The organism is Ornithinibacillus liuyingii, from assembly GCF_055550225.1.
On record NZ_JBPWOS010000011.1, the window covers coordinates 33,852 to 58,723 of the forward strand.

Annotated in this window: 25 protein-coding genes; 11 read left to right on the forward strand and 14 right to left on the reverse strand. The window is 32.5% G+C overall.

Annotation, left to right across the window (positions count from 1 at the left end):
- Positions 1-17: 17 nt before the first annotated feature.
- Positions 18-701, reverse strand: a complete 684-nt coding sequence (locus ACSKT4_RS15020) for a DUF421 domain-containing protein (protein ID WP_186871384.1) — start codon at positions 699-701, stop codon at positions 18-20.
- Positions 702-789: 88 nt separating this feature from the next.
- On the opposite strand from ACSKT4_RS15020, the gene ACSKT4_RS15025 reads away from it, so the two are divergent.
- Entirely contained in the window at positions 790-1,131 is a 342-nt protein-coding gene (locus ACSKT4_RS15025; protein WP_186871385.1) for a DUF4363 family protein, read from the forward strand.
- 200 nt (positions 1,132-1,331) lie between these two features.
- Here ACSKT4_RS15025 and ACSKT4_RS15030 read toward each other — a convergent pair whose 3' ends face one another.
- Together ACSKT4_RS15030 and ACSKT4_RS15035 are read right to left on the reverse strand one after the other, a co-directional pair.
- Entirely contained in the window at positions 1,332-1,607 is a 276-nt protein-coding gene (locus ACSKT4_RS15030) for a hypothetical protein (RefSeq protein ID WP_186871386.1), read from the reverse strand.
- 150 nt (positions 1,608-1,757) lie between these two features.
- Entirely contained in the window at positions 1,758-2,312 is a 555-nt protein-coding gene (locus ACSKT4_RS15035) for a hypothetical protein (RefSeq protein WP_186871387.1), read from the reverse strand.
- A 186-nt stretch (positions 2,313-2,498) separates the two neighbouring features.
- Here ACSKT4_RS15035 and ACSKT4_RS15040 point away from each other — a divergent pair, with 186 nt between their 5' ends.
- Positions 2,499-4,550 carry a catalase gene (locus ACSKT4_RS15040; RefSeq protein WP_186871388.1) on the forward strand — a complete coding sequence of 684 codons (2,052 nt, stop codon included), beginning with the start codon at positions 2,499-2,501 and terminating at the stop codon, positions 4,548-4,550.
- A gap of 194 nt (positions 4,551-4,744) precedes the next feature.
- Here the strand turns inward: ACSKT4_RS15040 and ACSKT4_RS15045 are convergent, their stop codons facing one another.
- Both ACSKT4_RS15045 and ACSKT4_RS15050 read right to left on the reverse strand, forming a co-directional pair.
- Positions 4,745-4,999, reverse strand: coding sequence for a spore coat protein (locus ACSKT4_RS15045; protein ID WP_186871389.1), 255 nt, complete (start codon positions 4,997-4,999; stop codon positions 4,745-4,747).
- A gap of 11 nt (positions 5,000-5,010) precedes the next feature.
- Positions 5,011-5,199 (reverse strand): hypothetical protein, encoded by a 189-nt coding sequence (locus ACSKT4_RS15050; protein WP_147667919.1) that lies wholly within the window; start codon positions 5,197-5,199, stop codon positions 5,011-5,013.
- A gap of 410 nt (positions 5,200-5,609) precedes the next feature.
- On the opposite strand from ACSKT4_RS15050, the gene ACSKT4_RS15055 reads away from it, so the two are divergent.
- On the forward strand, positions 5,610-6,485 hold the full coding sequence (locus ACSKT4_RS15055; protein ID WP_465823640.1) for a hypothetical protein: 876 nt from the start codon (positions 5,610-5,612) through the stop codon (positions 6,483-6,485).
- A gap of 483 nt (positions 6,486-6,968) precedes the next feature.
- Here ACSKT4_RS15055 and ACSKT4_RS15060 read toward each other — a convergent pair whose 3' ends face one another.
- Entirely contained in the window at positions 6,969-9,617 is a 2,649-nt protein-coding gene (locus tag ACSKT4_RS15060) for a hypothetical protein (RefSeq protein ID WP_465823641.1), read from the reverse strand.
- 270 nt (positions 9,618-9,887) lie between these two features.
- On the reverse strand, positions 9,888-12,377 hold the full coding sequence (locus tag ACSKT4_RS15065) for a DEAD/DEAH box helicase family protein (RefSeq protein ID WP_465823642.1): 2,490 nt from the start codon (positions 12,375-12,377) through the stop codon (positions 9,888-9,890).
- A gap of 469 nt (positions 12,378-12,846) precedes the next feature.
- Here ACSKT4_RS15065 and ACSKT4_RS15070 point away from each other — a divergent pair, with 469 nt between their 5' ends.
- Positions 12,847-13,521, forward strand: a complete 675-nt coding sequence (locus tag ACSKT4_RS15070) for a tyrosine-type recombinase/integrase (RefSeq protein WP_465823658.1) — start codon at positions 12,847-12,849, stop codon at positions 13,519-13,521.
- 223 nt (positions 13,522-13,744) lie between these two features.
- Here ACSKT4_RS15070 and ACSKT4_RS15075 read toward each other — a convergent pair whose 3' ends face one another.
- Positions 13,745-13,996 (reverse strand): hypothetical protein, encoded by a 252-nt coding sequence (locus ACSKT4_RS15075; RefSeq protein ID WP_147667909.1) that lies wholly within the window; start codon positions 13,994-13,996, stop codon positions 13,745-13,747.
- Between the two features lie 172 nt (positions 13,997-14,168).
- Positions 14,169-14,387 (reverse strand): hypothetical protein, encoded by a 219-nt coding sequence (locus ACSKT4_RS15080; protein ID WP_465823643.1) that lies wholly within the window; start codon positions 14,385-14,387, stop codon positions 14,169-14,171.
- A 709-nt stretch (positions 14,388-15,096) separates the two neighbouring features.
- Between ACSKT4_RS15080 and ACSKT4_RS15085 the strand changes: the two genes are divergently transcribed.
- The 5 genes from ACSKT4_RS15085 (at position 15,097) to istB (ending at position 18,274) form a co-directional block, all read left to right on the forward strand.
- Positions 15,097-15,777, forward strand: a complete 681-nt coding sequence (locus tag ACSKT4_RS15085) for a hypothetical protein (protein ID WP_465823644.1) — start codon at positions 15,097-15,099, stop codon at positions 15,775-15,777.
- Between the two features lie 114 nt (positions 15,778-15,891).
- On the forward strand, positions 15,892-16,185 hold the full coding sequence (locus ACSKT4_RS15090; protein WP_465823645.1) for a hypothetical protein: 294 nt from the start codon (positions 15,892-15,894) through the stop codon (positions 16,183-16,185).
- A 378-nt stretch (positions 16,186-16,563) separates the two neighbouring features.
- Positions 16,564-17,259, forward strand: a complete 696-nt coding sequence (locus ACSKT4_RS15095; RefSeq protein WP_186871395.1) for a transposase — start codon at positions 16,564-16,566, stop codon at positions 17,257-17,259.
- A gap of 84 nt (positions 17,260-17,343) precedes the next feature.
- Complete coding sequence (locus tag ACSKT4_RS15100) at positions 17,344-17,550, forward strand: hypothetical protein (RefSeq protein WP_186871396.1); 207 nt, start codon at positions 17,344-17,346, stop codon at positions 17,548-17,550.
- A 1-nt stretch (position 17,551) separates the two neighbouring features.
- The gene (gene istB, locus ACSKT4_RS15105) at positions 17,552-18,274 is read left to right on the forward strand and encodes an IS21-like element helper ATPase IstB (protein ID WP_186871397.1); all 723 of its coding nucleotides are present in this window, start codon (positions 17,552-17,554) and stop codon (positions 18,272-18,274) included.
- A 38-nt stretch (positions 18,275-18,312) separates the two neighbouring features.
- Here istB and ACSKT4_RS15110 read toward each other — a convergent pair whose 3' ends face one another.
- From ACSKT4_RS15110 to ACSKT4_RS15120, 3 genes are all read right to left on the reverse strand, one after another.
- Positions 18,313-18,597 (reverse strand): hypothetical protein, encoded by a 285-nt coding sequence (locus ACSKT4_RS15110; protein ID WP_186871398.1) that lies wholly within the window; start codon positions 18,595-18,597, stop codon positions 18,313-18,315.
- Positions 18,598-18,748: 151 nt separating this feature from the next.
- Positions 18,749-19,072 carry a hypothetical protein gene (locus ACSKT4_RS15115; protein ID WP_186871399.1) on the reverse strand — a complete coding sequence of 108 codons (324 nt, stop codon included), beginning with the start codon at positions 19,070-19,072 and terminating at the stop codon, positions 18,749-18,751.
- Positions 19,073-19,156: 84 nt separating this feature from the next.
- Positions 19,157-19,459 carry a hypothetical protein gene (locus ACSKT4_RS15120; protein WP_186871400.1) on the reverse strand — a complete coding sequence of 101 codons (303 nt, stop codon included), beginning with the start codon at positions 19,457-19,459 and terminating at the stop codon, positions 19,157-19,159.
- 334 nt (positions 19,460-19,793) lie between these two features.
- Between ACSKT4_RS15120 and ACSKT4_RS15125 the strand changes: the two genes are divergently transcribed.
- The gene (locus ACSKT4_RS15125) at positions 19,794-21,044 is read left to right on the forward strand and encodes a hypothetical protein (RefSeq protein ID WP_465823646.1); all 1,251 of its coding nucleotides are present in this window, start codon (positions 19,794-19,796) and stop codon (positions 21,042-21,044) included.
- A gap of 346 nt (positions 21,045-21,390) precedes the next feature.
- On the opposite strand, the gene ACSKT4_RS15130 is transcribed toward ACSKT4_RS15125, so the two are convergent.
- Together ACSKT4_RS15130 and ACSKT4_RS15135 are read right to left on the reverse strand one after the other, a co-directional pair.
- Positions 21,391-21,975 (reverse strand): helix-turn-helix domain-containing protein, encoded by a 585-nt coding sequence (locus ACSKT4_RS15130; RefSeq protein WP_465823647.1) that lies wholly within the window; start codon positions 21,973-21,975, stop codon positions 21,391-21,393.
- A gap of 72 nt (positions 21,976-22,047) precedes the next feature.
- Complete coding sequence (locus ACSKT4_RS15135) at positions 22,048-22,530, reverse strand: hypothetical protein (RefSeq protein WP_222619002.1); 483 nt, start codon at positions 22,528-22,530, stop codon at positions 22,048-22,050.
- Positions 22,531-22,904: 374 nt separating this feature from the next.
- On the opposite strand from ACSKT4_RS15135, the gene ACSKT4_RS15140 reads away from it, so the two are divergent.
- The gene (locus ACSKT4_RS15140) at positions 22,905-24,848 is read left to right on the forward strand and encodes a recombinase family protein (protein WP_465823648.1); all 1,944 of its coding nucleotides are present in this window, start codon (positions 22,905-22,907) and stop codon (positions 24,846-24,848) included.
- Positions 24,849-24,872: the final 24 nt, after the last annotated feature.

Consider the following 24,872-nt stretch of genomic DNA (forward strand, 5'->3'; position numbering starts at 1 on the left):
AAAAAGAAGAGGTGTAATTACTCTTCATATAAATCGATATACAATTCTCCATTTGAGTCAATTTGAGCAAGAAAGACATCTTTGATCTTATTAGCCCCTTGCTTCCGAATCTCACCTAAAAGCCACTCGTTGGTGTATCCTAATATTTCAATATTTTGCTTCATCACTTTACCATCCATAATTAAAATGGTTGGGCTATGTTCTTGTTGAACTTGGATTCCCAACATTTTTGCATTAACTGGCTGTTTATCTGTTTTAAGCAAAACACTTAAATTACCATTCGTTTCTAGAATCGCCATTTCAACATCAGAGACTTTAAAGACTCCCTTCTCTCTCAATAAAAGCATTAATTCACTAACATTCAAGAGATTTTTCTTCATACTACCTTCAAGTACTTTCCCTTCTCTAATCAAAATCGTTGCTCTTCCATCTGTCAGTTTTGAAAAGGTATGCGATTTCATCCCTAAGTATGCCAATGAGATTGGGAATAATCCCCAAATAAGTAAAGATATTATTCCATTTAGAGCTTTGACATTCTGATCAACTGACATTGTTGCAGCAATAGATCCTATTGTTATCCCTACACAATAATCAAAAAAAGTAAGTTGAGAGATCTGTTTCTTCCCCATTATTCTCGTCATAAGAAATAATACTAAGAAAGCTGCGATTGATCGTAACAGGATTAAAACAAGTTCCGGCATCGACTATTTCCACCTTTTACAAATAATATTTGTATTTATTATTGGACAATATAAGAATATTAATCCATACAAAGGAGAGGAAAACTACTTGAATAAAGTTATTATCTTATTTTGCTTTAGCTTTTTATTAATTCTTGCAGGTTGTGAAAACAATGTCGGTGGTCATGCTTTCTTTGACCAAATTAACGAAATTGAGAATTCATTGGAAAATCCAGACTGGGATAGAGTTACTGCTCAAGCTGAAGAGCTAAAAAAATTGTACAAAAAAGATAAATGGAAATTACAACTACTTGGGGACGAAGATGAATATGAAAGTTTATATGAAAGTATAAACAAGTTAATCGTCGCTATAGAAGAAAAGGATCGTACGAACATAAAATTGGAATTAAGTGTTATACACACGCATATTGAGGATATCTATTCTTTATAAAATAAAAGTTTTGCAATCTCTCCTTCTTATTTCCATCTTGCTTGGACAAATATACATCAACTATAAAAGTGAATATTCGATGACCTACTACAGGCAGGCCATCAAAAATTCAATTAACCAATAACATTTTTCACAAAAGTGTATAGCTCTTTTTACTAAATGTTAACACATAAACCTTTTATGTTAGGCAGTAGCCAACCTTATTTTTTTCTATTTTGGTAAGTTAACCATGCAGTTTTTAAGGAAGAGTAAGTTCCAACTGCAGCAGCCCCATAAAATGCTCCCATAAAAATGCCAGCTGCTAGATCCCCTCTATGACTAATAAAAATGGAAATCAAAAATCCAAGGATACTCGCTATCGTAGGAAAAAATTGACGAGGTATTGGTAACAACTTAAAACATTGCGTTAATAACACAATTGCTGGAACGGCTAAAAGACCATCCCAAATATTTGTATGAATCGTTGGAAAATCCAAATCATCACCACCTTCGTACTTAATTTGTTAATTTAAGAATAATTTATACATCATAATAATTAGTTACGTATTACTGGTCATTATTTTTCATTACACTTGTAAAAAGGTCTGTTTCATTTAAGAAACAGACCTCTAATTACAAAATATTACTTAATTGGATTTTTTTTCATTCTTAAATACCTGCAGAAGTTCCCGTAAAAGTTTAAGTTGATCTTCCTGGTTTTGTTGGGTAATGCACATTTGCTTTTGTAATTCTAGAATTTGCTGCTTCATTTCAGTATCTTGTTTATAGGTTCCATTACTCAAAGGAAGGTTCGTTTGATTGGATGACTGAAATATGTCAATCAAATCCATTTGTTGATTCTTTTGCTGTTCTTGCTGCCATTGATTAAGTTGGTCCATTTGTTGTTGAAAGTCTTTCTCCTTTTGTTGTTGGTCTTGCTTTTGTTGCTGTAACTGCTGTTGTAATTGGTCTATTTGATTTTGCATTTGTTGTTGTTCTTGCTGTTGTTGTTGATCAGCTTGTTTAGCTTCCATAATAGAAGCAAGTGCACCATAGAGTGCTATCGAATCACCAACTATAGTTGTGAATCCTCCAATTAATCCTAAAAGTTCTCCTCTTGATAAACCTGCAAATTGATTATTTGAAGAACCATATTTAGTGATATCATTTTTATTTGAATTGATTCCTTCAAATCTGTTCACAGCAATCACCTATTTTCAACACACTCTCTATATATGTATTACTCTTTAAACAATTTGTTCCAATTAGAAAATATCTACAGGGCTTGCAAACAAAGCATGTTTAGTGGATTCTTTCCACAGTGCTTCCTTCGTAATTTGGAATAATCCAGTATATCATTCATATCTTTATTATGGAGGTGAGATTTGTTGACTGATAAGCGAAATCAAGGTCAGAACAAGAAGCAAAAGCAGCTTGATGTTTTTAAGGTGAACGATAAAGGTAAGGCTCTTACCACAAACCAGGGGTTAAAAATGTCTGAAGATGAGTTTTCCTTAAAAGCAGGCGAACGTGGTCCTACATTGATGGAGGATTTTCATTTTCGTGAAAAAGTGACCCACTTTGATCACGAACGAATTCCAGAAAGGGTCGTTCATGCACGGGGGTTCGCAGCACATGGCGAGTTTGAATTATATGAAGATATGAGTCAATATACAAGAGCAAAGTTCTTACAAGATACATCGACTAAGACACCAGTTTTTGTGCGTTTCTCTACTGTAAATGGTGCAAGAGGTTCTGCTGATACGGTTCGTGATGCTAGAGGCTTTGCTACCAAGTTTTATACCGAAGAAGGAAATTATGATTTAGTTGCCAATAATATCCCAGTATTTTTCATTCAGGACGGCATAAAATTTCCTGATGTCGTTCATGCATTCAAACCGGAGCCTGACAATGACATACCACAAGCCTCTACTGCACATGACACATTTTGGGATTTTGTAGCAAATAACCAAGAAAGTGCTCATATGATTATGTGGATTATGTCAGACCGGGCCATTCCAAGGAGCTTTCGCATGATGGAAGGGTTTGGTGTACACACTTTTCGCTTGATAAACGAAGAAGGGCAAGCTCATTTTGTTAAATTTCATTGGAAGCCAAAGCTAGGAGTCCATTCGTTGGTTTGGGACGAAGCTCATAAATTAGCAGGTATTGATCCTGATTTTCATCGTAATGATTTATGGAATGCCATTGAGAACGGCCAATATCCTGAATTTGAATTAGGTTTCCAAATCATCAAGGAAGAAGACGAATTTAATATGGAGTTTGATATTTTGGATGCAACAAAGATATGGCCTGAAGAAGTTGTTCCAGTAAAAATCATTGGAAAAATGACATTAAATCGCAATGTCGATAACTTCTTTTCAGAAACGGAACAGGTTGCTTTCCATCCGGGACATGTGGTGCCCGGAATTGATTTTACAAATGATCCACTCCTGCAAGGACGCTTGTTTTCCTATATTGATACTCAGCTTATTCGACTAGGTGGTCCTAACTTTCATGAAATTCCAATTAACAGACCCGTTGTACCTTTTCATAATAATCAGCGCGATGGATATCATAGACAAACGATTAATGTTGGAAAAGTCAACTATCATCGCAACTCACTTGCAGGAAATACACCTGCACCAGTAAGCCCTGCAGAAGGTGGATATGAGCATTATCAAGAAAAAGTCGAAGGCCGAAAGATTCGAGCAAGAAGTGAAAGTTTTACCGACCATTTCTCACAAGCCACACTTTTTTGGAATAGTATGAGCCCAGCGGAGAAAAAACATATTACCGATGCTTTTAGCTTTGAACTCGGTAAAGTGAAAAGTAAATCTGTGAAACAACAGTCCGTTGACATGTTTGCTAATGTGGATCTAGATCTTGCAAGAACTATTGCAAAGAGAATTGGGGTAAATCCACCAAAATCAGGTGGTTCCAATGTAACTGCCTCATCTCCAGCTTTAAGTCAACAAAATACAATATTTAAACCGGACACACGGAGAGTTGCTGTCATTCTTAGTAACGGCTTTCATGGTCCAGATGTCAAGTTTGTCCTAGAACAATTGGAAGATGCCAACCTGTTTGTTGACATCATTAGCGAACATCAAGGGAATGTATCAGGAACAAACGGAGTTATTATAGAAGCCAATCAGACATTTCAAACTGCAAAATCCGTCCAGTACGACGCAGTTTATATTGCAAATGCAAGTCAAACAAATAGGGAATTCAATAAAGATGCCGTGTATTTCATCGATGAAGCGTTTAGGCATTATAAACCAATAGCCGCAACTCATGGAGGAATCCCAGCTTTAACAATCAACAAGTTGGATGGAAAACAAGGCGTGATCATAGGGAAAGATAATATGAGAAAATTCTCAGACGAATTTATAAATGCTATTGCCCTCCATCGTTTTTGGGATAGAAAGATTGTTTAACTGATGTTGTGAAACAAGCAAAATCGAAACAACCCCTCCTTCAAAAATGGAGTGAGGGGTATTTTAGGAGAAGATATAAACGTTTCAAAAGTGAGTGTTATAATTCAAAAAAACATCATCTATTTTCAATCAGTTAATGATTTCCGAAAATATAAAAAGCCGAACACAATATTCGGCCTTTCACAATTAATATTTCATTGTTCAGACATTAATTGATTTCTCAATTGCTCAACTACTTCCTTTGAAGCTGGAGCAGCCGGCTTATAATGTCCCTTTTGAAGAGCATAACTATATAAAGTTCGTTGACGGGACTCATCCTGGTCCCTCATTTGAATCAAAGTCTGCCTTAAATCTGAATTATTCGTTTGAGCGATTATATGTGCATAGCCTGTCAAACTTGCATTTATCCCAGCTAGATAATCATTTACCATTTCTTTATCTTGTAACATTTTTTAACCTCCTAATTTAAATATGACATTAAACCTTGCTGAGCTTGTTTTGCTGCTTGTGCATCTCTTTCAAAAATTACTTTCAACTCAGGGTCAGCACAACTTTGTGCATACGCTTCTAATTTTTTTGCTACATTTCCATGTCCCCCGATTAAACTACGTAGGTGTTCTACCTCTAATTCAGTTAGATTTTGATTCATAACCATCCTCCTTTCGTTAATAAATTGTCCTATTTAAAAAAATTAATTCAAAGACTTAAGAATAATAAGAGATAAATTTATTTACAAAAACAATGAAAAATAACTTCTTTAATTGCATAAAGAACTAGACAATCAAAAATGAAATCTTCTTGTTTAACTCTTATTCGATTACACAGAGTTTTAACCTATTAAGACTGTTTTCTAAAATAGACGTATATTTATTATTTTTCTTTAATTTTTCCTAGTATGCATAGTCCGATGAATAGTAATCAAGTACATCCTATAACTGTCCTAACTTACAATTTCAGTCTCCACGGAACCTATAAAATGGATTTTGGGGATATTTTGTATGATAAACTATGGTTATTAGTGAAATCTTATTGGGAGGTGCTTTAAATTTGATATTTGATATGAGTGGTTATGATAGCACATTAAAATCACTATTAGAATTTCTAAGCTTCAATGAGGAAGATGTAGAAAATAAATTCGATTTTGTTTACCTTGAAAGTACAGATGCAGAGGACTTTCTAGAATCATTTGAAATTAAAGATGAACATTTGTTTGATAAGGATGTTGAACTGGTAAGTCTACACAGCACTACTAGTATAGATAAATGTAAATCTATTAAAGAGCTAGGGATCATTAATTTACAAGATGCAGTATCACGAAAAACACCGCTAATGAATTTTTTAAGTGAAAAAGAAATCCATATTAATGTTAAGGAAAAATACATTTTGTATAAAGGCAACAAAATTGAAATCTTTGAGAAAACAAATGGTTTCTCATTAACGGATAAAGAAAAGTTCAGAAACCGTGTAATACACAAGATTTATGGAGATTTCCAAATCAACGGATTTCTATGTCATTCAAATGTAGTTTCATATGGTGGATATACAAGAGATAGACCTGAAATACTTTTTGATTTAGCCCAATTTCTAAGTGATCCTACAATTGAGAGTGATTGGGTTAAAAATAAAGATAAAGAACATTTTATTATTAAATTCAAGCAACCCCTTAACAATTATAAATATTGGACATTTGAGGTTGAATATGAGGATAATTATTACGGAATTACGAAAGATAATCTAAATTATTTACCGAACGAAGTTATTGAAGTAAAAGTAAAAAGGTGGTTGATTCAAAAATCCCTCTATATTTTGAGATACGGAGTATATGAATTATTTTCTTATGTACATCCAAAAGTAAATATAGAACCAAAAGACATCATAGAAATTATGTCAGAAAAAGAATACATTGATAGATATAAAATAGAAGGTAATTCTTAATACAGTCTGATAAAAAAACACTTGAGAAAACTATTTTATTGCTGTCTATATTGTTTAATCTGCGACATCCCTTTTGAGGAAATGATACATCCAACCATCACAATAATGTCATCAAACGTTTATTATTCTCAAAAAAGCTATGAATATGCCGTTTTCTCTATTTTTGGAGGGTTTTAACCACTTTATAATTAAAAGACGAATTTATTCGGGCTTATGCTAATTTCTTATTTTTTTTCACTAGTGTACATGGTAGAAAAACCTATATGTATAACATGAAATAAATTGAAAAAAATAAATACGCCCGAAAAAAATGAAAAAAATTAACGGTTAATAACTCTTATTAATATTTTTAATCGTTAATTGTCATTAGTAACTGTTGTATTCAATATAAAGATTATAATCATTATATTGAAGAACAACAGTTTTAATGGTTAACAACCAAAGACAAATGCAGCCAACTTTTTCAAGCTGACTGCACTAGGATTATTTCATAAGATCTATTAATTCTTTTTGTGACAATGATATGTACTCTGCTCCAACGACAGGTAAATTACTAAGAATAAGAACTTTGGCAGGGAATCTATTTACCCTCGCCCTCCCTATTGCCTGCAACAATGGGGTTTCAACTAGATAGAATTGAATTTCCTTCAACAAAATATCATTGCTATATGTTGTAAAATAGAATCTTAATCCATTTCTTTCAACAGGCCTATACTCCATTCTACTTTCTTCCAGACCCATTCTATAACCTAAAGCAACACTTATTAATAGATATGCAATTGGATTAAGATGCGGTGTTCCAATTACTGTGATATTTTCTCCTTTAAGATTATCAATTCCCTCAGTATTACCAAAATATATTTCTTCATGTTTGCCACCTGTGGAGAAGTCCTTATATGTAATAATTTCACTTTCTGGATTATAACGTTCCATAAGGTTTTCTGCTAGAGATTTTAACTCCTTATGACTTTCTTTGATTGTATATCTGCTAAAACTCTTCGATGTTACTTGTAGAATACTGCCAGCAGGTCTGACCAATCCCAAATCTATAAATGTAACATCCTCTCCAAATACTAGTTTAGATATCTTTTCATTAATAGTTGCGCTTAGAATGATAGTCTTTTTACTTTTAGATAGTTTTTTTCTTTGTATAAAATATATGTAGTCTGTATTATGAATTCGCATTTTTAAGAAATAATCGCAATTAAGAAACCCTAATACATTTGAACTTATGGTCCTCTCCTCAACTATTGTTTGTTCTAGATCTTTTACAGATGGTAATAAAAACGACGACCGTTCCTGAACAATATCAAACGGAGCATTCAATATCATGTTTTGAAAAGTAATGATAACATCCTTGTTCACTTCGTTGTCCTGTAACTTCGTGAATGCAAAAACTAAATCGGATACTTTCATTTGAGATATAGGAAAAAGACTTGGTATCGGATCTTCATCGAATATAACGGTTGAATTTGAATCGTCATTAGTGAAGATTGAACGTTGATGCGTTGTTAGTAACAACTCATTTTTTGAAGTCTTTAGTTTATCTAATTCCTCAAGAAATATTGACACATCTTCATTTTCATTGGAAATCTGTCTGAGATACTTATTAACTGTCGTATACGCACCAATATTATATAAATGCTCAATCTTTTCTGAGAATGGCTCTTCAAGTAAAGGTAATTCCGGTACTTTTATGTGCTTTATCTTTTTAGAATTTAAACGCTGTGAAACTTCCTCTTTCAACCTGTGTGTAGGAAAAGCAATACTAAAATGGTTTTCTGCTGCAAAATTGACAATTGCTTCCGTTTTTCCAATTCCAGTAGGGGCTTTTATTACATAGACACCATTCTCAGTACTTTTTAACAAATCCCCCAATACATTTTCTAATTTCCTATATACTTCATCAACATCTTGAAATTGGGGCTCCTCAATAACCTGCACACTACCACGTGGTAACTTCCCTTGCTCAATCATATTTTTGGCATGGATACATTCATCAGCAAAAGGACAGTATGTATTGCACCTTGTTGGAGCATAATTCATTTTCCTAATCTGGTTCATCATTAATGACCATTCTTCTCGCTTTTCAAGATATTCTTTCCTAGAATTAATAATTTCTACTACCTTGGATTTTCCACCTTCCACATTTAACAGATTCGTCATCAAACCAAACATTTCATTATGATATAACCAATAGTCCCCAGAGATTCCTTCCCGATAGAGTTTGCATCTCTTCTGTAAATTTTCAAATGGAAAGTTTCGTACCTGTTTCATCACTTGTTCCTCATAGGTTTTTGATTCAAAGGAAAAAGATTCATTATCCTGATAGAAATCCTTAGAGAAGACTAAGTAATAGTCAAAATGACTATTTTCTCCACGCGTACTATAGTAATTAATAGTGTTGGTGCGGTTTTTAGTCTTAGAGATAAATAGGTTTTCCCATTTACTTGGCAATTCCAGTTCCTCAACTTTCTTATAATGAGGATATCCTTTATGAAAAGCCAGTCCAGAGGCTTTACAGAATCTCTTCATCTCTCTTGTGGAATTGGAACTAGATTTTATCTTATATACAACCCCATCTAATATATCTGGTATACTCACAACTCCCTTATGTAGAAATTCAATTTTCTTCCCCCCGAATAGTACCCTTGCAGCATCATTAGCATTTTTATCAGAGGTTGGAAATAATGTAGTTAATGCAGTTTGGATTACATTCCGGACCCGAATATCTTGAATTTCCTCATCTAAAACAAATACCATTCTAAACTTGTGGTATTGATCCGTATGACTAAAGGTTGAATAAACGAAGGTAGGTTTAACTCTCCATTTTTCACTAAGTCTAATTGCCTCCTCAATCCGTAGTCCTGAATCAATATCTAATGCGAATATCTGTTGACTTTTCCAATTTTGATTTAATCTTTTTGCTTTAGCAAAGGTAGCAGGTGTAAATGACTTTGCATTTGGTAAAGTTACATTTTCCATTAACTCCTTAATTGTAACGCGAGTAACCTGCCCTGCTATTCTTTCTGATATCCTCACTACTTCATTCTTGCTAGGTTTTTGATTAAAACCTTCTTGATCCAAACAAACGTTAATTCTCTCTTCTAAAAATCCTTTCTTACTAACCATCGTATCCCTCCTCTCAAAAAGGAGGAGCATGGTATTTTTAATAGTAGTATGATAATATTCTATATATTTTCTTCTAAATCAACTCCTCAATAAATTATTCTCAATGGTTACAGCTATATAATATGTCACTTAAAATTTCCTATCAAATTTTTAGGGTAGGTATTTTATGATATAAGTTTTATTAAATACATTTGATAATTCGATTAAGATGTTTCCCATAAAAAAGCATCTAAAACACATTTGTAATATGCATTCAGATGCTTTAAAAAACTATTTATAGTTCGATGTATACTTATCTACAAATTGCAGTTCCTTAAAAGAATACCTTTTCAATAATTCATCCACTTTATTAACATCGTTCGAATTTGCAGCTATACCTTGAGCGAAACTTTTCAAATTTGTTTTTATATCTTCAAGATTAGTTTCATTTATAATTTTTATATCTTTATTAGGCGATGCCGCATATTCAAACTTATTAGACCTATGCACCATAATTGGTACATGACTATTCTCCTCATCATATTTTTCATAAAACCAATTTATTGATCCATTTAATTGATTACAGTCACTTTTGCTAATATAATCCGTAACTGCACCATTTTTACACTCAATCACAAAATAGTTTGATTGTCCAATAGACCATAAGTTATCCGGGCCTTTTCTAAACTGTTTTTCGGGTCGTTGCCCTCTAAATCCTAGTACAAATGCCAAATCCATCATTGCTTGTTCAAAAGCGTTTGCAGTTTTGGGTAAGAAAACTAAATTCTCTATTAATTTATTAACAAATAAAATATATTTATTAGGGCCTCTAAACTTCTGATTAATGTAATTTACTAATTCTTGAGCCTGAGAAACATCTGTTGGTATAAGTCTATCATATTGAATCCCTTCAATCGGATGAATAACTTGACTATTATCCTTTACAGCAGACATAAGGGTTTGTTGAGCTTCAATAGGGTCGTAAAAATGAAGGTACTCTGCTAACTTTTGCTTCGTTACTCCTCTCAAAATTTCATTTTCCTCTTCGTTAACTATATTCAATAATAATTTAGTCGATTCTCTATAATTTTTTTTAAGTGCATGGTTGTATGCTTCACGTTCTATTATTACTCTTTCATCAAATTTAACACTTGGATCATACTTAACTTTAACTAATGCACCTCTTGAAGTTTTAATCCAGTTCTTATCTCGATTTAATGAGTAATTAATTACATCTTTAAGTTCTTCAAGTTCTTTACCACGTAGTTGTTTTGATAACTGGGATGAGAGTTCCATTTGCTTTCTAGTTGCAGCAGTAAATTTAGATATTGCACCATTTACATAAAGGTGATTTACTAGCGAGCGTCCCATTAAAAAGACAACACAATAATCATCCTTTGATCGAATTCCCCTACCCATTCCTTGTTCAATTTTTTGTATTTTATTATTTAAGACTAATTCACTTCCCTGTAAGGCAGACTCTTCTATTTTGTCTATCTTTCTTCTAACATCAGGAAGTCCATCTATTACTAACACTGTACAAGCACTTTTAGGAAGATCAATTCCATCATATTTATTTATAACTACAACTAAACCTACATGCTCTTCTTTTAACTTTTCAACACCAGCATGTAAATTTTTAGAGTTTAATATCATATCAGCTACGTCTTCCCAATATTTTGCTCTATAATTAGATGGTACAATTATCACGAGGTTTTGAGTTTGTGAAATTTCTTTGTAAAATGTCTTTAATTGATCATCGTAAATATCAGGATTTAATTCCTGTGGAACAATTATCATTCTTTCACCAATATCATTTGAACTATTAGGTGTTATAGCTTGTGATATTTTGGTGTGATCAATATTAAAATGGGATACTAGAATACTATCATCTGAAATTGTCGCACTCATAAAAATCCTTCTATGAGCATTTTGAAAACTAGGTATGTTATGTATTGGTAAAAACTTAGGTGATATCTCTAAGCCATCACTACCTATTACACAGTAACAATGTTCTATATTATTTTTAATTAATGGCCAGCCAAACATTAATGATTTTAAATTTTCATCAGGACTATCTTTATAACTGTGTAGTATTCTGATAACGTCGCTTTTATTATCAATCCAACTCCAAAATGGTACTATTCTATTTGCGTTAGGATCTCCTGCTTCTAATTCAATTAATCCTACTTCTGACTGTTGTTTAATACTTTCCCTAAATAAATTAAGTAATTCCGTATACACAACCGTGTCATACGGTATTTTTATAGAGAATTGATTCTCTGCAATATCAAGGCATGCGTGAGCATCGTCAATAATAATGCTTCCAATATTGATTTTTATATTGTCAGTTCCAAAAACTGATTTTCCATTTATTAGCTTAAATATATTTATAATTAGGATTGATTCACCTTTCAAGAAACTAGGATCACCTGTATCTTCCGTGACATCTATACCTAAGCTCATGGCCTCATTAATAACTTGTTTAACCAAATAAGGATCTGGCACAACATAAACTGCAGGGCCTTTATTTTCATTAAGACAACTCTTTAACATCAATAGTCCAACAACGGTCTTACCACTCCCCGTATTCATTTTAATAATAACGTCTTTTTTATCCCGGTAATCTTCAAACCATTTATTCAACACCTCTGTCTGGACATCTCTTAAATATTCTTCATATTTATCATCCTTTTCTGGTAAGACATCAAATAACTCTCTTGGATTAATAACTGTATCAACCGAATTGTTACCATTTAATTTTCCAAAATCAATAATCATAAATAAGCCACTCCACTTCTTATTGTATTACTGTCTATATTAAACTTTTATCTAATATTATAAAAGTATGTTAAGAGTTGTTCGTACAAATTTTGTACCATTAAATTAATCTTAGTATTAAATAATATTTAACAGGAAATCAACCTTCCGTATTGAATCGTGAGAATGATACAATCTTTACTCAAGACAAGAAAGGAGATGTCGTAGAAAAATTGCGTGGAACTATTATTCTACGCAATAATTGGCTTGATTTGGATTAAATTAACGTCTAATTATGACCATTAACTCAAGAGAATTTTGTCGTGGAATTATTCATTATTTAAAAGAGGTGATTTTATGTTAGAGACATATCAAGAGGAAGGTCTTATAGGTAAATCAAAACAGACTATAAAAACCTACATGTTTTGTTTGGCTTGATGGTGCAGGAGCGGATTTAGAAGAGTTTTCCCGAACAGATGTTCAGCAATATATTGACTATCTCGTTAGCCGGGGGTACTCTGCAACAACAATCAATAAATATTGGAGTTCAATAAAACACTACTGTCGCTGGGCAGAAAAAGAGTATGCCATAGAAGATATCTCTGTAATTACACCACCAAATATGCTGAACCAGGCACCTAAAGCACTTTCAAGAAATGATGTTAACAAACTTATAAGAGAAATTGATAGATCAGGTAGTACAAGAAACATGGCAATTACACAAATCTTGGTTAATACAGGTATCAGACTCAATGAACTAGTTAACCTTGATCGCAATGACATTGTAATGAGTGAAAGAAAAGGAACCTTAAAAGTGCGATTCGGAAAAGGAAATAAGGAGAGACAACTCCCATTATCATCAGAAACAAGAAGAGCAATTTCAATGTATTTAGAAACAAGAAATGATTCACATGAGGCATTGTTTCTTTCCAATCGAAATAAAAGAATATCAGAACGGACAGTTCAACATATTTTTGGAAAAAAAGGAATTAATGTCCATTCATTGAGGCATACCTTTATTACCAAACTAGTCCGGAATGGTGAAGATTTTAGTTTAATACAGTCTTTGTCAGGACATGCCAATGCTGATATGGTAATGAGATACTCTAGTCCAAGTGCAGAAGATAAAGCAGAAGCGGTTTCGAGATTGTGGTTGTCCGAATAATCGTTCTCTAACCAAAATCACGATAAGTTCTATAAGTAAAAAACGAAAGGGCTTTCTTAAAAGAAATTACCCTTTCGTTTTTCACCTTAGAGTGTTTTAAATTTTCGTATTTCATCTACAAAGTTCTCCAGCGTCATTATAATCAGGTCAATTCATTCACCGATATTTTAACATATTCAGAAACTAAGAAAAAACAATAAATTAATCATTCTTCTGCCGCTTTTTATAACGAAATCAAATTATCCTTAATTGCTCTTAACTTTTCTAAATTTTTATTTATAGCGTTCTCTAAAAGATAACTTATTGCACTAATAAAGTTATTACATACCACTGCATCAACCATAATAAATTCATCATCAAACATTTGTGCAATACAAGCACCATATTTACCAGACTCGTCAAGTTTTATAATTGCAAATCTAATAACAATACCAGAGAAATCAATATCTTCCTGCCATAAAAATTCATTATTCATATGAAATCCCCCCTTCCATGTATTGAATTAAACATTAAGAGAGGGTTTCCTTTTTATTACCCAAGATTTTTTAAAGTATCTATTACTTTTATTACCAAGTTCTAAAATACAGGATAATGTTGATTCCTACTCACTTATATTTATCAAAAAAAGAGTAAGCAAGGGAGTATCCCTAGCTTACTTGTACAAATTCAAGTGTATTTGTGGCTTTAATTATGTTTTCTATTAATCTTTCATCGAAAACATAGTCTTGTAAGATAACTGCCAAGTACCTTATTGTTTGACCAATACTTGTAAAAACCCTTAAATGAAGTAATTCTTGTCGTACTGCTGAATCATTATTCTTTTCGATCATTACAAAATATAGCGGTACGGATGAACTTTTCCCCATCCATCCATAACCAATTTCTTTAGAAACGACTATGTTGTAATCGTTAAAAAATGAGTAAACCAAATTGTCTTCTTGTAGTACCCGATTCTTGAAATTTTCCAATAAAATCTTCCTTTCTTGAGTAAAATTATATACACTATTAACTTATCTATAACAAGTATCATCCCTTGTTTTTTATCCATTCTTTTGCAAGTATTGTAGAACTACAGAATATAAAACCTAGCAAGCGAATTTTTAAACCTCCCTCTGTCAGCCTTCTAGACTTCTCTCACTAACATTACTACATTATTACTTTCTTTAAAGAAACTCTTCATTTTAAAGCTGAGATTAATTGGTCACATTTTTTCATATTCAATTTTTCTTCAGAATAGACAGTTCCTGCTTCAATTCTTCTGTTCAAATCCACTCCCTCTTTCGTAAGAAGTTTTTCATGATAATATTTCCATGCTGGGGTGGACAACTCTTTAAAACACCCTAAAATTTGGGGGTAAATTGCCTTTTAAATCAAATTTATATAATGGATCGTATGATTATATAGTTGAGCTAAATGATTCCATTACAATCGTTAAAAATTAGTACTCTATAGATTTGATTATATTATTTTTTTGTTTTATAAATAGATTGTAGGGCATTACCATAACAATCATAACAATCAATCACAATACAAATTATAATCAGCCTACCACATACTTAAAGGAGGTTGATGATTATGACAAATCATGAAGAAAAATTATGCAAGAACAAATGGATGGTGACTTTGAATAGGGTTAAGGAATTAAGGCAACTTCTTACGGAAGTTCAGAACGGGGAAATTCTATTTTGGTTAGATGAAAATTGGATGTACAGAAGTATAGGAAACAGTTTCCCAAATGACTTCATATCTCCACATTTTACCCTTACTAAAGAAAATATTAGAAGTGGTGACAAAAATGTAGAAAACGTTATCTTGAATATTCTCAAATTGCTAGACCTCTATTATTTATACGATGAGTCCCCTTTTAACAGTGGAATCAGTTTCAAAGACTATTTAAGATCTGAAGAAAATAACGACATTTCCACTGTGCTAAATGAAAAAACTCTAGAGAGTTTATCTCACTCATATGATTTTCACATATATAATGACACTCATGAATTCTCTTATTCGTTTAAATGGAGTGATAGCAAAAAAGGAATTTATATCATTTTTAATAATGCCAAATACGGATATACATATTTCTACGATTTGATAATGTTTCTATTAGAAGAGTCTTTGACAATTACAGAATACGATTTTTACACACAGTTTTGTGAGGAAATAAGGAATTTCCAACGATACTATTATAAGACTACTTCGGATACTGATAAAGATATTATTGCTTCGATCTGTTGTTTAGTGCAAAATAAAAGTTAAGAGTATTGCAACCAAAATGTTAGAAGGTTGCACAAAAAGAAAAGGCTTGCCAGCCCTCTCAAAATACCCTACCGTTATTGGTGTCGAATCAACTAATGGTGGGAGAGTGAAAGGATGCTAGCAATGCCTGAAATCAATCATATCAAAAAATTAAGGAATATAAAATCCCTATCAATCAATGAAATTTCAAAGCGTACTGGTTTTAGTTGGGTAACTGTTAAAAAATACGCAGACGGCGATCAATTACCTACAGAAAAGATTGTTGAGAAAAAGGGAATGATGTATCAAGAAGAATGGGGAGAAATTGTCATTGACTGGCTTGTCGAAGATTATGCGCTAAAAAAGAAAGCCAGAAGGAACAACAAAAGAGGCAGTTTTATTTTTAATTCAAGACGTGACATTAAATAATTGGTAAGTCACTGTAAAGCAAGTCGTCCAGGACGTTAGGTTGTTTAATTCTATTGATTAAATAGTTTAGATTTATATCTACTTTTGAAGACTTTTCTATGGTTTTAATCAGTTGTACACAATCTTCTATAAATTTATCCCAAGTAAAATTTTTTAGATCTTTGAAATCAAGCAATATGTATAATATAAGCGAAGTATATGAATCAAAATATAAAAATTCATTTTTTCCCTTTCTATATTTATAGCATTCCTCCTGATAATTCCACTCTACTATACATTCAATCATTTTATTTCCATTGCTAACTTTAAAATTAAATCTATGATTATAATACCGAAGCAGTTGAAGATGGGAAAGCAAAAGATATCCATGCATTAGTAATGAGTTTTCCGTATAGTAACGCAGGATTTGCAGTTCCTTTGCCTGCAGAAAATCAGGAGTGCTTTTTAGAAGGTCTTAAAATGCTCTTTAACCAAACAGGGTTTGTTCCAAGAAACCTTCGCCTGGATAACCTTTCTGCAGCAGTAGTAAAGGCAAGGGGGCGCGGTCAGGAAACTGTTTTTAATGAAGAATTTCTACGTTTCGCGAACCATTATGGGTTTGAGGCGCAAGCCTGTAATGCAAGAAAAGGAAATGAAAAAGGCCATGTGGAAAACAAAGTCGGATATGTTCGTTATAATTTCTTCACCCCATCTCCTGTCATCAGAGATATCACACACTTACGTGCTTTATTATTTGAACAATGTAAAAAAGATCATCAACGTCTTCATTATAAGAAGGATATCGTTATTGCAGAGTTGTTTGAAGAAGAAAAGAAATATGGGTTAGCTTTACCTGAGTCCGATTATCCGGTATTTAAACAGTCCATGGTAACCGCTAATAAGTATGGTGAGGTAAGAATTGATGGAGTATTAGTCCATGTTCCCAAAAGTTATCATTACGGTAAACTACATATAATTTTATATTGGGACCACTACAAGGTTGTCTCTCATAATGGAGAAATACTTTCCAAAGGCCCTAGACTATATATGAATCAAACTAGGGAAATTCCGTGGCAATCCATCTTGAAAAATTGAAAACAGAAGCCGCGATCCATTGTATATTCTCGCTATTTCCCTTACCTACCTGGCAGAATTGCTTATTACTTGAATATCGAATCAATGAAGTTAAGAAAAGAGCGTGTAGAGTGGTTACTGAGCTTAGTTATAAATCACGATATGCAAGAAATAGATGAAAAGTTCTATGAGTTACTACCGGAAGAAAAGCAATTTGACTCAAATTCGGATGATGATTCTACGAACCATCCTTACGATGTGGATTGGAGTATTTATGATTCCCTCCAACCTACTGTAAAGGCGGGTGTTTAACATGTCTGATGTAATTAGGGAGAGATGTAAATTACTCCGTTTAGCATACGTTGCAGACCTATACGAGAAGGTTCCTTTCGAGAATCCAGAGCAATATTTGATGGATCTATTACAACAGGAAATAGAGTTAAGGGAAATCGCAAAAGGAGAACGTTTAATTAAGAAGGCGAAGTTTATGAATGAAAAGGAATTAGAGGATTATCAATGGGGCGACCATATTCACTTCCCATCAAATCTCGACAGAGATGGTCTTGAATCCCTTTCCTTTATCAAGAGAAAAGAGAATGTAATTTTATCAGGAGCACCAGGAACAGGAAAGTCGCATCTAGCAACAGCATTAGGTCGAAAAGCTTGTAGGAACGGATATGAAGTTCGTTTCTACAGAGTAGCTGATTTAATAGAGTTATTGGAAAAGTCGTGGGCGGAAGGTCGATATCAAGCTCTACGTAATCGATTTACTAAAGTCGATATGATCATTCTTGATGAAATGGGATATGTGCCATTTAGTAAGGATGGAGCTGAGTTACTATTTCAATTGATTTCCGACTGGTATGAACAGAAAAGCCTTATCATTACGTCCAACCTGGAATTTAGTCAGTGGAATAAAATATTTGTAGACGCACGTCTCACAGCTGCCTTGGTGGATCGAGTCATTCATCACGCTCATATATTAAGTTTCACCGGTGATAGTTACCGCGTGAAACACGCTTTATCAAATAGTTAATTATAAAGAAAATAAGGGCTGGCAAAGTTCTAAACTTTTCATTGCATTCTTCTAAACTTTTTGCTTGCAAAATACATCAGTTCCAAATTTTCGCCTATGAACTCTAACTTTTCTAAATTACCCTTAATAGCATTGCTTAAAAGGAAACTCCTTGCACCATTAAAATTGTTACAAATCGCTGCATCCACCATAACAAATTCATCATCAAACATTTGTGCAACACAAGCACCATATTTATTAGTGCCATCAAATTTTATTATTGCAAACCGTATCACAATCCCGCAAAAGTCAACATCTTCTTGCCAAATAAATTCATTATTCATGTTGATTCCCCCCTTTCTACATGAACAATTAAACATGATACCAAGTTTCCCTTTTCAATAATTAAAAATCTTATAAATACCTATTTAGTTTTTACGAATATCATAATTAGATTGATTTGAATAGCTTAACCAGTCAAAAAAAACGAGGGTATTATCCCTCGCATACTTTTTCAAACGCTAAACGATTTGTTGTACTAACTATACTTTCTACAAGTTTTTCATCAAATACATAATCCGGTAAAATTACGGATAGGTATTTCATTGTTAAGCCTATAGTTGTAAAAACCCTTAGATGCAAAACTTGTTGTCGCTCTGCTCCCATGTCCTTTTCAATCATTACATAATACAGTGGTTCAGATGAACTTTTTCCCATCCATCCATAACCATTTTCCTTTGAAATGACAATGTTGTAATCACCAAAAAAAGAGTAAACCAAATTATCTTCTTGAAGTACTTGATCCTTATACTTTTCCATATTAATCTCCCTTTCTAGAGTATATTGTCTACACTGTTAACTTATATTTACCAAGCCGAATTCCTTGTTTCTCAGAAGATATTTTCATTCTTTTCCAGTAATTAATTCCTGAATGGCATCGTAAGTTTCTTTAATAATTTTCTTCTCAACAAAGTATTCCGGAACCACAGATAATAGAAATCTAGCAAGATGCCCCGTATTAATAAATCTTTTTAATAGAACATCCCTTTGCTCACCTTGTAGATCTTCCTCATTAACAATTACTACATAATTACCTTCACTTACAGAACTGTTTACTTTTACAACTGAGACATAATATTCCCCACTCTTAGCCAAAACCATATCGTTATCAGCATGTACTATTGTTGCTTCTTTTCTTTTGTCCATTTCTTTTCCTTCTTTCGTATAAAATTTTCATCATGGTAATATTCCATACAGGAACAGATAAACCTGTTCGAACGCACCAAAAATCAGGGGGAAACTACATCTTAAATCAATGTTATGAAATAACTTAAAGGAATATATGGTCAATCACAAACAGGCATTATTACTAATAAAATTTCATTTGCTTTAAATTTTTTTAAAAAGTGCTCTATAGATTTGATTCAATATTTTATTTGTTTTATAAATAGATTGTAGGACATTAACATAACAATCAGAACAACCAATCATAATACAATTTATAATCAGCCTACTACATATATTAAGGAGGTTGATTCATATGAAAAAGGAAAAAAGAAGTTTTAAAGAAAGGTACAGTAATAATTGGATTTGTACACTGAAGCAGGTAGAGGAACTAAAAAAGGCCTTACTATCAAAAACCACCGAAGAGGTTAAATTTTGGTCGGACGGTACATGGGTAAGTAGAAAACAAAATGAATTTCGGAATGATACTGAAGATCCTTTGTTTATACTTACAAAGGATGAGATTCAATTTATAAACAAAGATACGGTTGATAATTCACTTTACAGTATTTGTCATTTGATTTTTGGATTAGACCACCCATTATCTAATCTAGATATCCATGAATACCTATTAGAAAGAAAAAACACTGATATTCAAAGTTTTCTACAACGGGATTTGTTCAGGAGGCACCTTCACACTTATAGTTTTGTATTCACTTATGATGATCTCGATTTTAAATGTGCTATTGAATGGGAAAATTCTAGTCGTTCTTTGGGAGTTTTACTTGATGATGGAACAATTGGAATTGCGGATGGTATTCGTTATATCATAAATTATCTTTTCGACCTCTCAGATGAGATAAGGTACGAATATGAAGCCTTTATTTTATTCTGCAGGGAGATAAGGAAGTTTGAAGCGTATTATTGCAATAGTAAGAACGAATGTATGTCTCAAACCACTACACCTACTGAAGTACTTATGTTGCAAAGGGAGATGACACCAGACATTATAGGTAATTATATAAAAGTGGCAGACTTACTAGACCATTTTCAATTAGATATACCTATCCCGAAAAGTGCTGATAAAGAAAAGTATATTGATTTCCATGATTTATTTGATTCTTACCACGATCTCTACGGTTATATGGATGTCGGGGCCGTTGAAGACTATCTTTATGGGTTTATCGAAAACAATACACTAGAACCCTTTGATATTAGAAAAGGAAAATGCATCTACACCAATAGTTACAAGATTTTATTAGACAAACAGTACCCGATAGAATGGAACTACCTTAAAAAATGCTTCAGGGTAAAAAAAGAAGATAAGAGTTATGAATACTTTGATTCTGCTGGGTCATTAATTGATCATCTTCTTTCTATCGCCTCAGATTTAGATAAAGATATTAAGTATGTTTATAATAAGCAAATTGAACACTTGGCTTATGTAATTTGTGAAAACTTGGATGATAATGATGAATATAACTATTTATTGAATTTGATTACAACTTATGAAGAGATAAAACTGTGGAGGAATAGCCTACTAAATGACCCTGACTTACCATTCTAGTAACCGATTTAGCAGCATGTGTGCTTAGCCGCTAAAAAAAATAATCAAAGATATTTAAAACCCGAAAGAGATTGAGCGCAATTCTGAATTGACCAAACCTAAAAACCGCCCTTCCCAAGCTGCAAGGGCATTTGTATCACAAAATTAAACCTTTTATTTATCTAAGCATTGGGTGATGTATACCCAATGCTTATTAATTAAAACCTTCATGGGAATGATAATTCGCATCTTCCCTACTATCTTCATTCTTAGACAGTTTGTTTAATACTTCAAGAGCCCTCTGACTATGTATAATATTTTGATTAATAGATTCCTTTAGTAACCGAAACTTATCAATGTCTGACTTTTATAGGTTATCTTCTAAGCCATTTAGTATTCTCTCATTAACAAAACTGAAATCACCAAACAGATAGACTACAATATTATTATTCAGTGCCCTCAACTCTTTTATGTTAAAACAATCCTGATTACTCATAGTGATGCAGGAATTAAAAATTGATATTATCTCTGCAAAGGATTCTTTCTTTTTATTTATTTCTTCCTCGTCAAGATCTTCAAAAGTCCTCCCAGATCTTATTAATGTTGTATAAGTTAATAAACCAAATAATACTGCATCAAGATTATCACCATCAGGAAGTTTTATATTCTGCCTATCCTCAAAATGCTCTATAATTTTTTTAGCCGAAAATTGAAGAAATTCTTCTAAAAAATCATAATCCCATGAATCCAAAATAAAATCGGAAGTACCTATCATATACTCTAATGATGTATTAAATAAGTTTACCAGCTGTACGATATCTTCTAATGTCGGGCTTTTTACATTATTTAAATAATCAAGAAGAGTCGATTCATCAATATTGATAGCCTTAATTAGTGTTGCAGTATTGAACCCATTAATCCTAAGTAAATGTTGAAGTTTATCTCCTATCACTATATTAGAATCGATATTACTGCGCATGAACATTTCACCCTTTCATTTTCTCAATGCGATTAAGCGGAATAATTAGTACAGAAATAAATATCCTAGTAACATAGAAACGGGAATACTAAAAACCAGTACCTTTCCTTTCCAAGGAATACCACTCTTAATCTCAGTATCTGTATAATCTTCTTTTGCCAAAATATAGCCCCTGATAATGCAAAACCAAAAATATCCTCCAGCCATTAAAAATATTAAAAGGTATACAAAGGGAACTGAATTATCAGTAATTATAAAGATAGTAAAACATAATATACTATAGAAAATTAATATTCTGCCAAAAACAAATAGGATAAACTTTATCGGGCAACTATCCTTCATCTCCTCTTCCATAAAGGGATATATCTTAGTAAAAACCATATTAAATACTATGCCCCCTAGAAACAATATACCTATATTAAAAACATAATAATCTATAAGTGGTGTGTCATAATACCACCACATTATAGGTAAACATATAGTTGTAAAAATTACTGAGTAATAATACATCAATGCTAATAAAGCCAACTTATGCCAAAGAAAACAAACTACTTTCCCATGTAATCACTCCCGTTTCAACATGAAACTATTTTAACGCGCTTTTCCAAATTTCTCCGCTATAAATATCAAGAAAAAAACTTAGAATCTCTTTCTTTCTTTGATTATCCAATAATCTTATTCAATCTTTCTCTAATCGAGAATAAAGTAGTATAATTGTTTTATCCTTGTTGATACCATGTCTATGCTATAATTTATGGATAGAAAAATGAAGTAATATTAAATGTAATAATTTAGTCCTAAATCTTACTTAGAAAATACATATACAAATATCTATTAAAGGTCATAACCCACAGTACAGGGGTCATTTTACCCGAATTTTTGACTTGAAAGGAGGTATCCTAGTGAAACTAGGTGCTGCTTATATAAGGACAAGTGTAGATAAAACAGGAAATAAAATAAGTCCGCAACAACAATATAATGCTATTAAGAACTTTGCAGACAGTAACTCTATAACACTTGTTAACGAAGGTTATTACGATGAAGATGTTTCTAGTGAAAACTTTGAAGACCGTCCTGCCTTTCAGCAACTATTAATAGATATTGATAAGTTCAATATTAAGTATCTAATTTGCTATGATAGTAGTCGATACACCCGTGTAGTTAAGGATTTTATAAATATGACTACGAGTTTGCAGGAAAAGGGTGTTAAAATATTCTTAGCGAATAGCGGTAAGGAAATAAACCTTCTAGACTGGAACAGTAACACTATGATGGATTTAATTCAGTCTGTATTTGACCAGAACATGCGTGAAGACGTACGAAAGAAAGTATCCGCAAACATGAATGAACTTGTTGATATGGGTTGCTATGTTGGAGGGGCAATTCCAATAGGGCTCTCGATAGAAGAGGTTGAAATTGGTGAAAAGAAAAGGAAAAAATACTGTTTGGGTGATAGAAAAGAAATAGAATTGGTTAAAAATATTTTTAAATGGTATTTAGAAGATGATCACAGTCAAAGCAAAATTGTACGCTTGGCAGACGAGCAGTATGCTGATATTTTAAATGAAAGTGATTTAAAGAAATACCGTAAAAATGGTACAAAAGACGATTACAATGGAGTATTCTTTAACAGCAAAAAAATCTGGCGAATTCTTAGAAACCCATCTTATACTGGTTATATGGTTAAGAATAGAAGAAAAAGAATTACCAAGAAAAGAAGAACAGATAACCCTATTGAGGAATGGTATTGGAGTAAAAACTTCAGAGAAGGAAAAGAACCTGATTTCACTCCAATTATTCCGTTTGAAACATGGGAAAAGGTTCAACAAAAACTCCAAGATAGAAAGCCAAAACAAGAGCACTACGACCCTCAAAGAGAAAATAGTCCTTATTTACTTTCTGGTATGCTTCGATGTAACGAGTGTGGAAGAGCAATGAATGGACATTATGCATTAGGGAAAGTAAAGAAAGATGGGACAAGGTCTAAGTTTTATTATTACAAATGTGATATCGCAATCAAGAGTAAAGGTAAAAATTGTAGTAATAAAAAATTGGTCCGTTGTGAAAAAATCGATGATTTAATTCTTGACATCTTTGGTAATGCAACTGTACTACTAAATGTATTAAAAACATTGTACAATTATCAAAAGGATGCATTAGAAAATAATACTGTATATCTTGAGAAAATAAATGGGCTGGATAATAAAATAAATAAAGCTGAGGAATCAAGAGAGGGTATTATCTCAAGTATTGGTCAAGCTTCTGACCCAGAATTTAAAATGGAATTAATAAAACAAGGCGAAGAATTAACAAAACAGATTAGAGAGTTAAGAAAGCAGAAAAACCAATTAAACGAGGAACAAGAAGAACAAAGCATGAAAAAAGTAGAATTGCAGGAAGTTGTAGGATTATTACTACAGCCTGAAATCTTTTATAAAAATCAAACAACTAAACAAGTAAGAAATTATTTAAAACATGTGATAGAATCAATTGAGTATAAGCCAAATAAGGAAATTGTTATTAATTTAAAGTTTGCTAAAAAGGCAATGAGTATCGCCACCGTACCTACTGAAAAGTTTAATCAATTAAAAGAAGAACTAAAAACCGAAAAAGGCAGAGTAAGTAAAAAGAAAGTAAAAGAACAAAATCAAATAGTCCTATTTAGCCTATTATCTACCTTATGGGATAAAGACCCTAATAAAATTGGGAAAGATGAGGCAAGTATAATAAAGTTTATAATTGAGGCTTTAGAGGAATTTAACGGGACGAATGAGGAATGGGAATACCCAAAGTTTAGTGGTACGGTGGCACACGGGGGTTCATTCGTCCCTTCGATAAGGGGATAGAATGGGCTTTTTTTATTGTTTAAA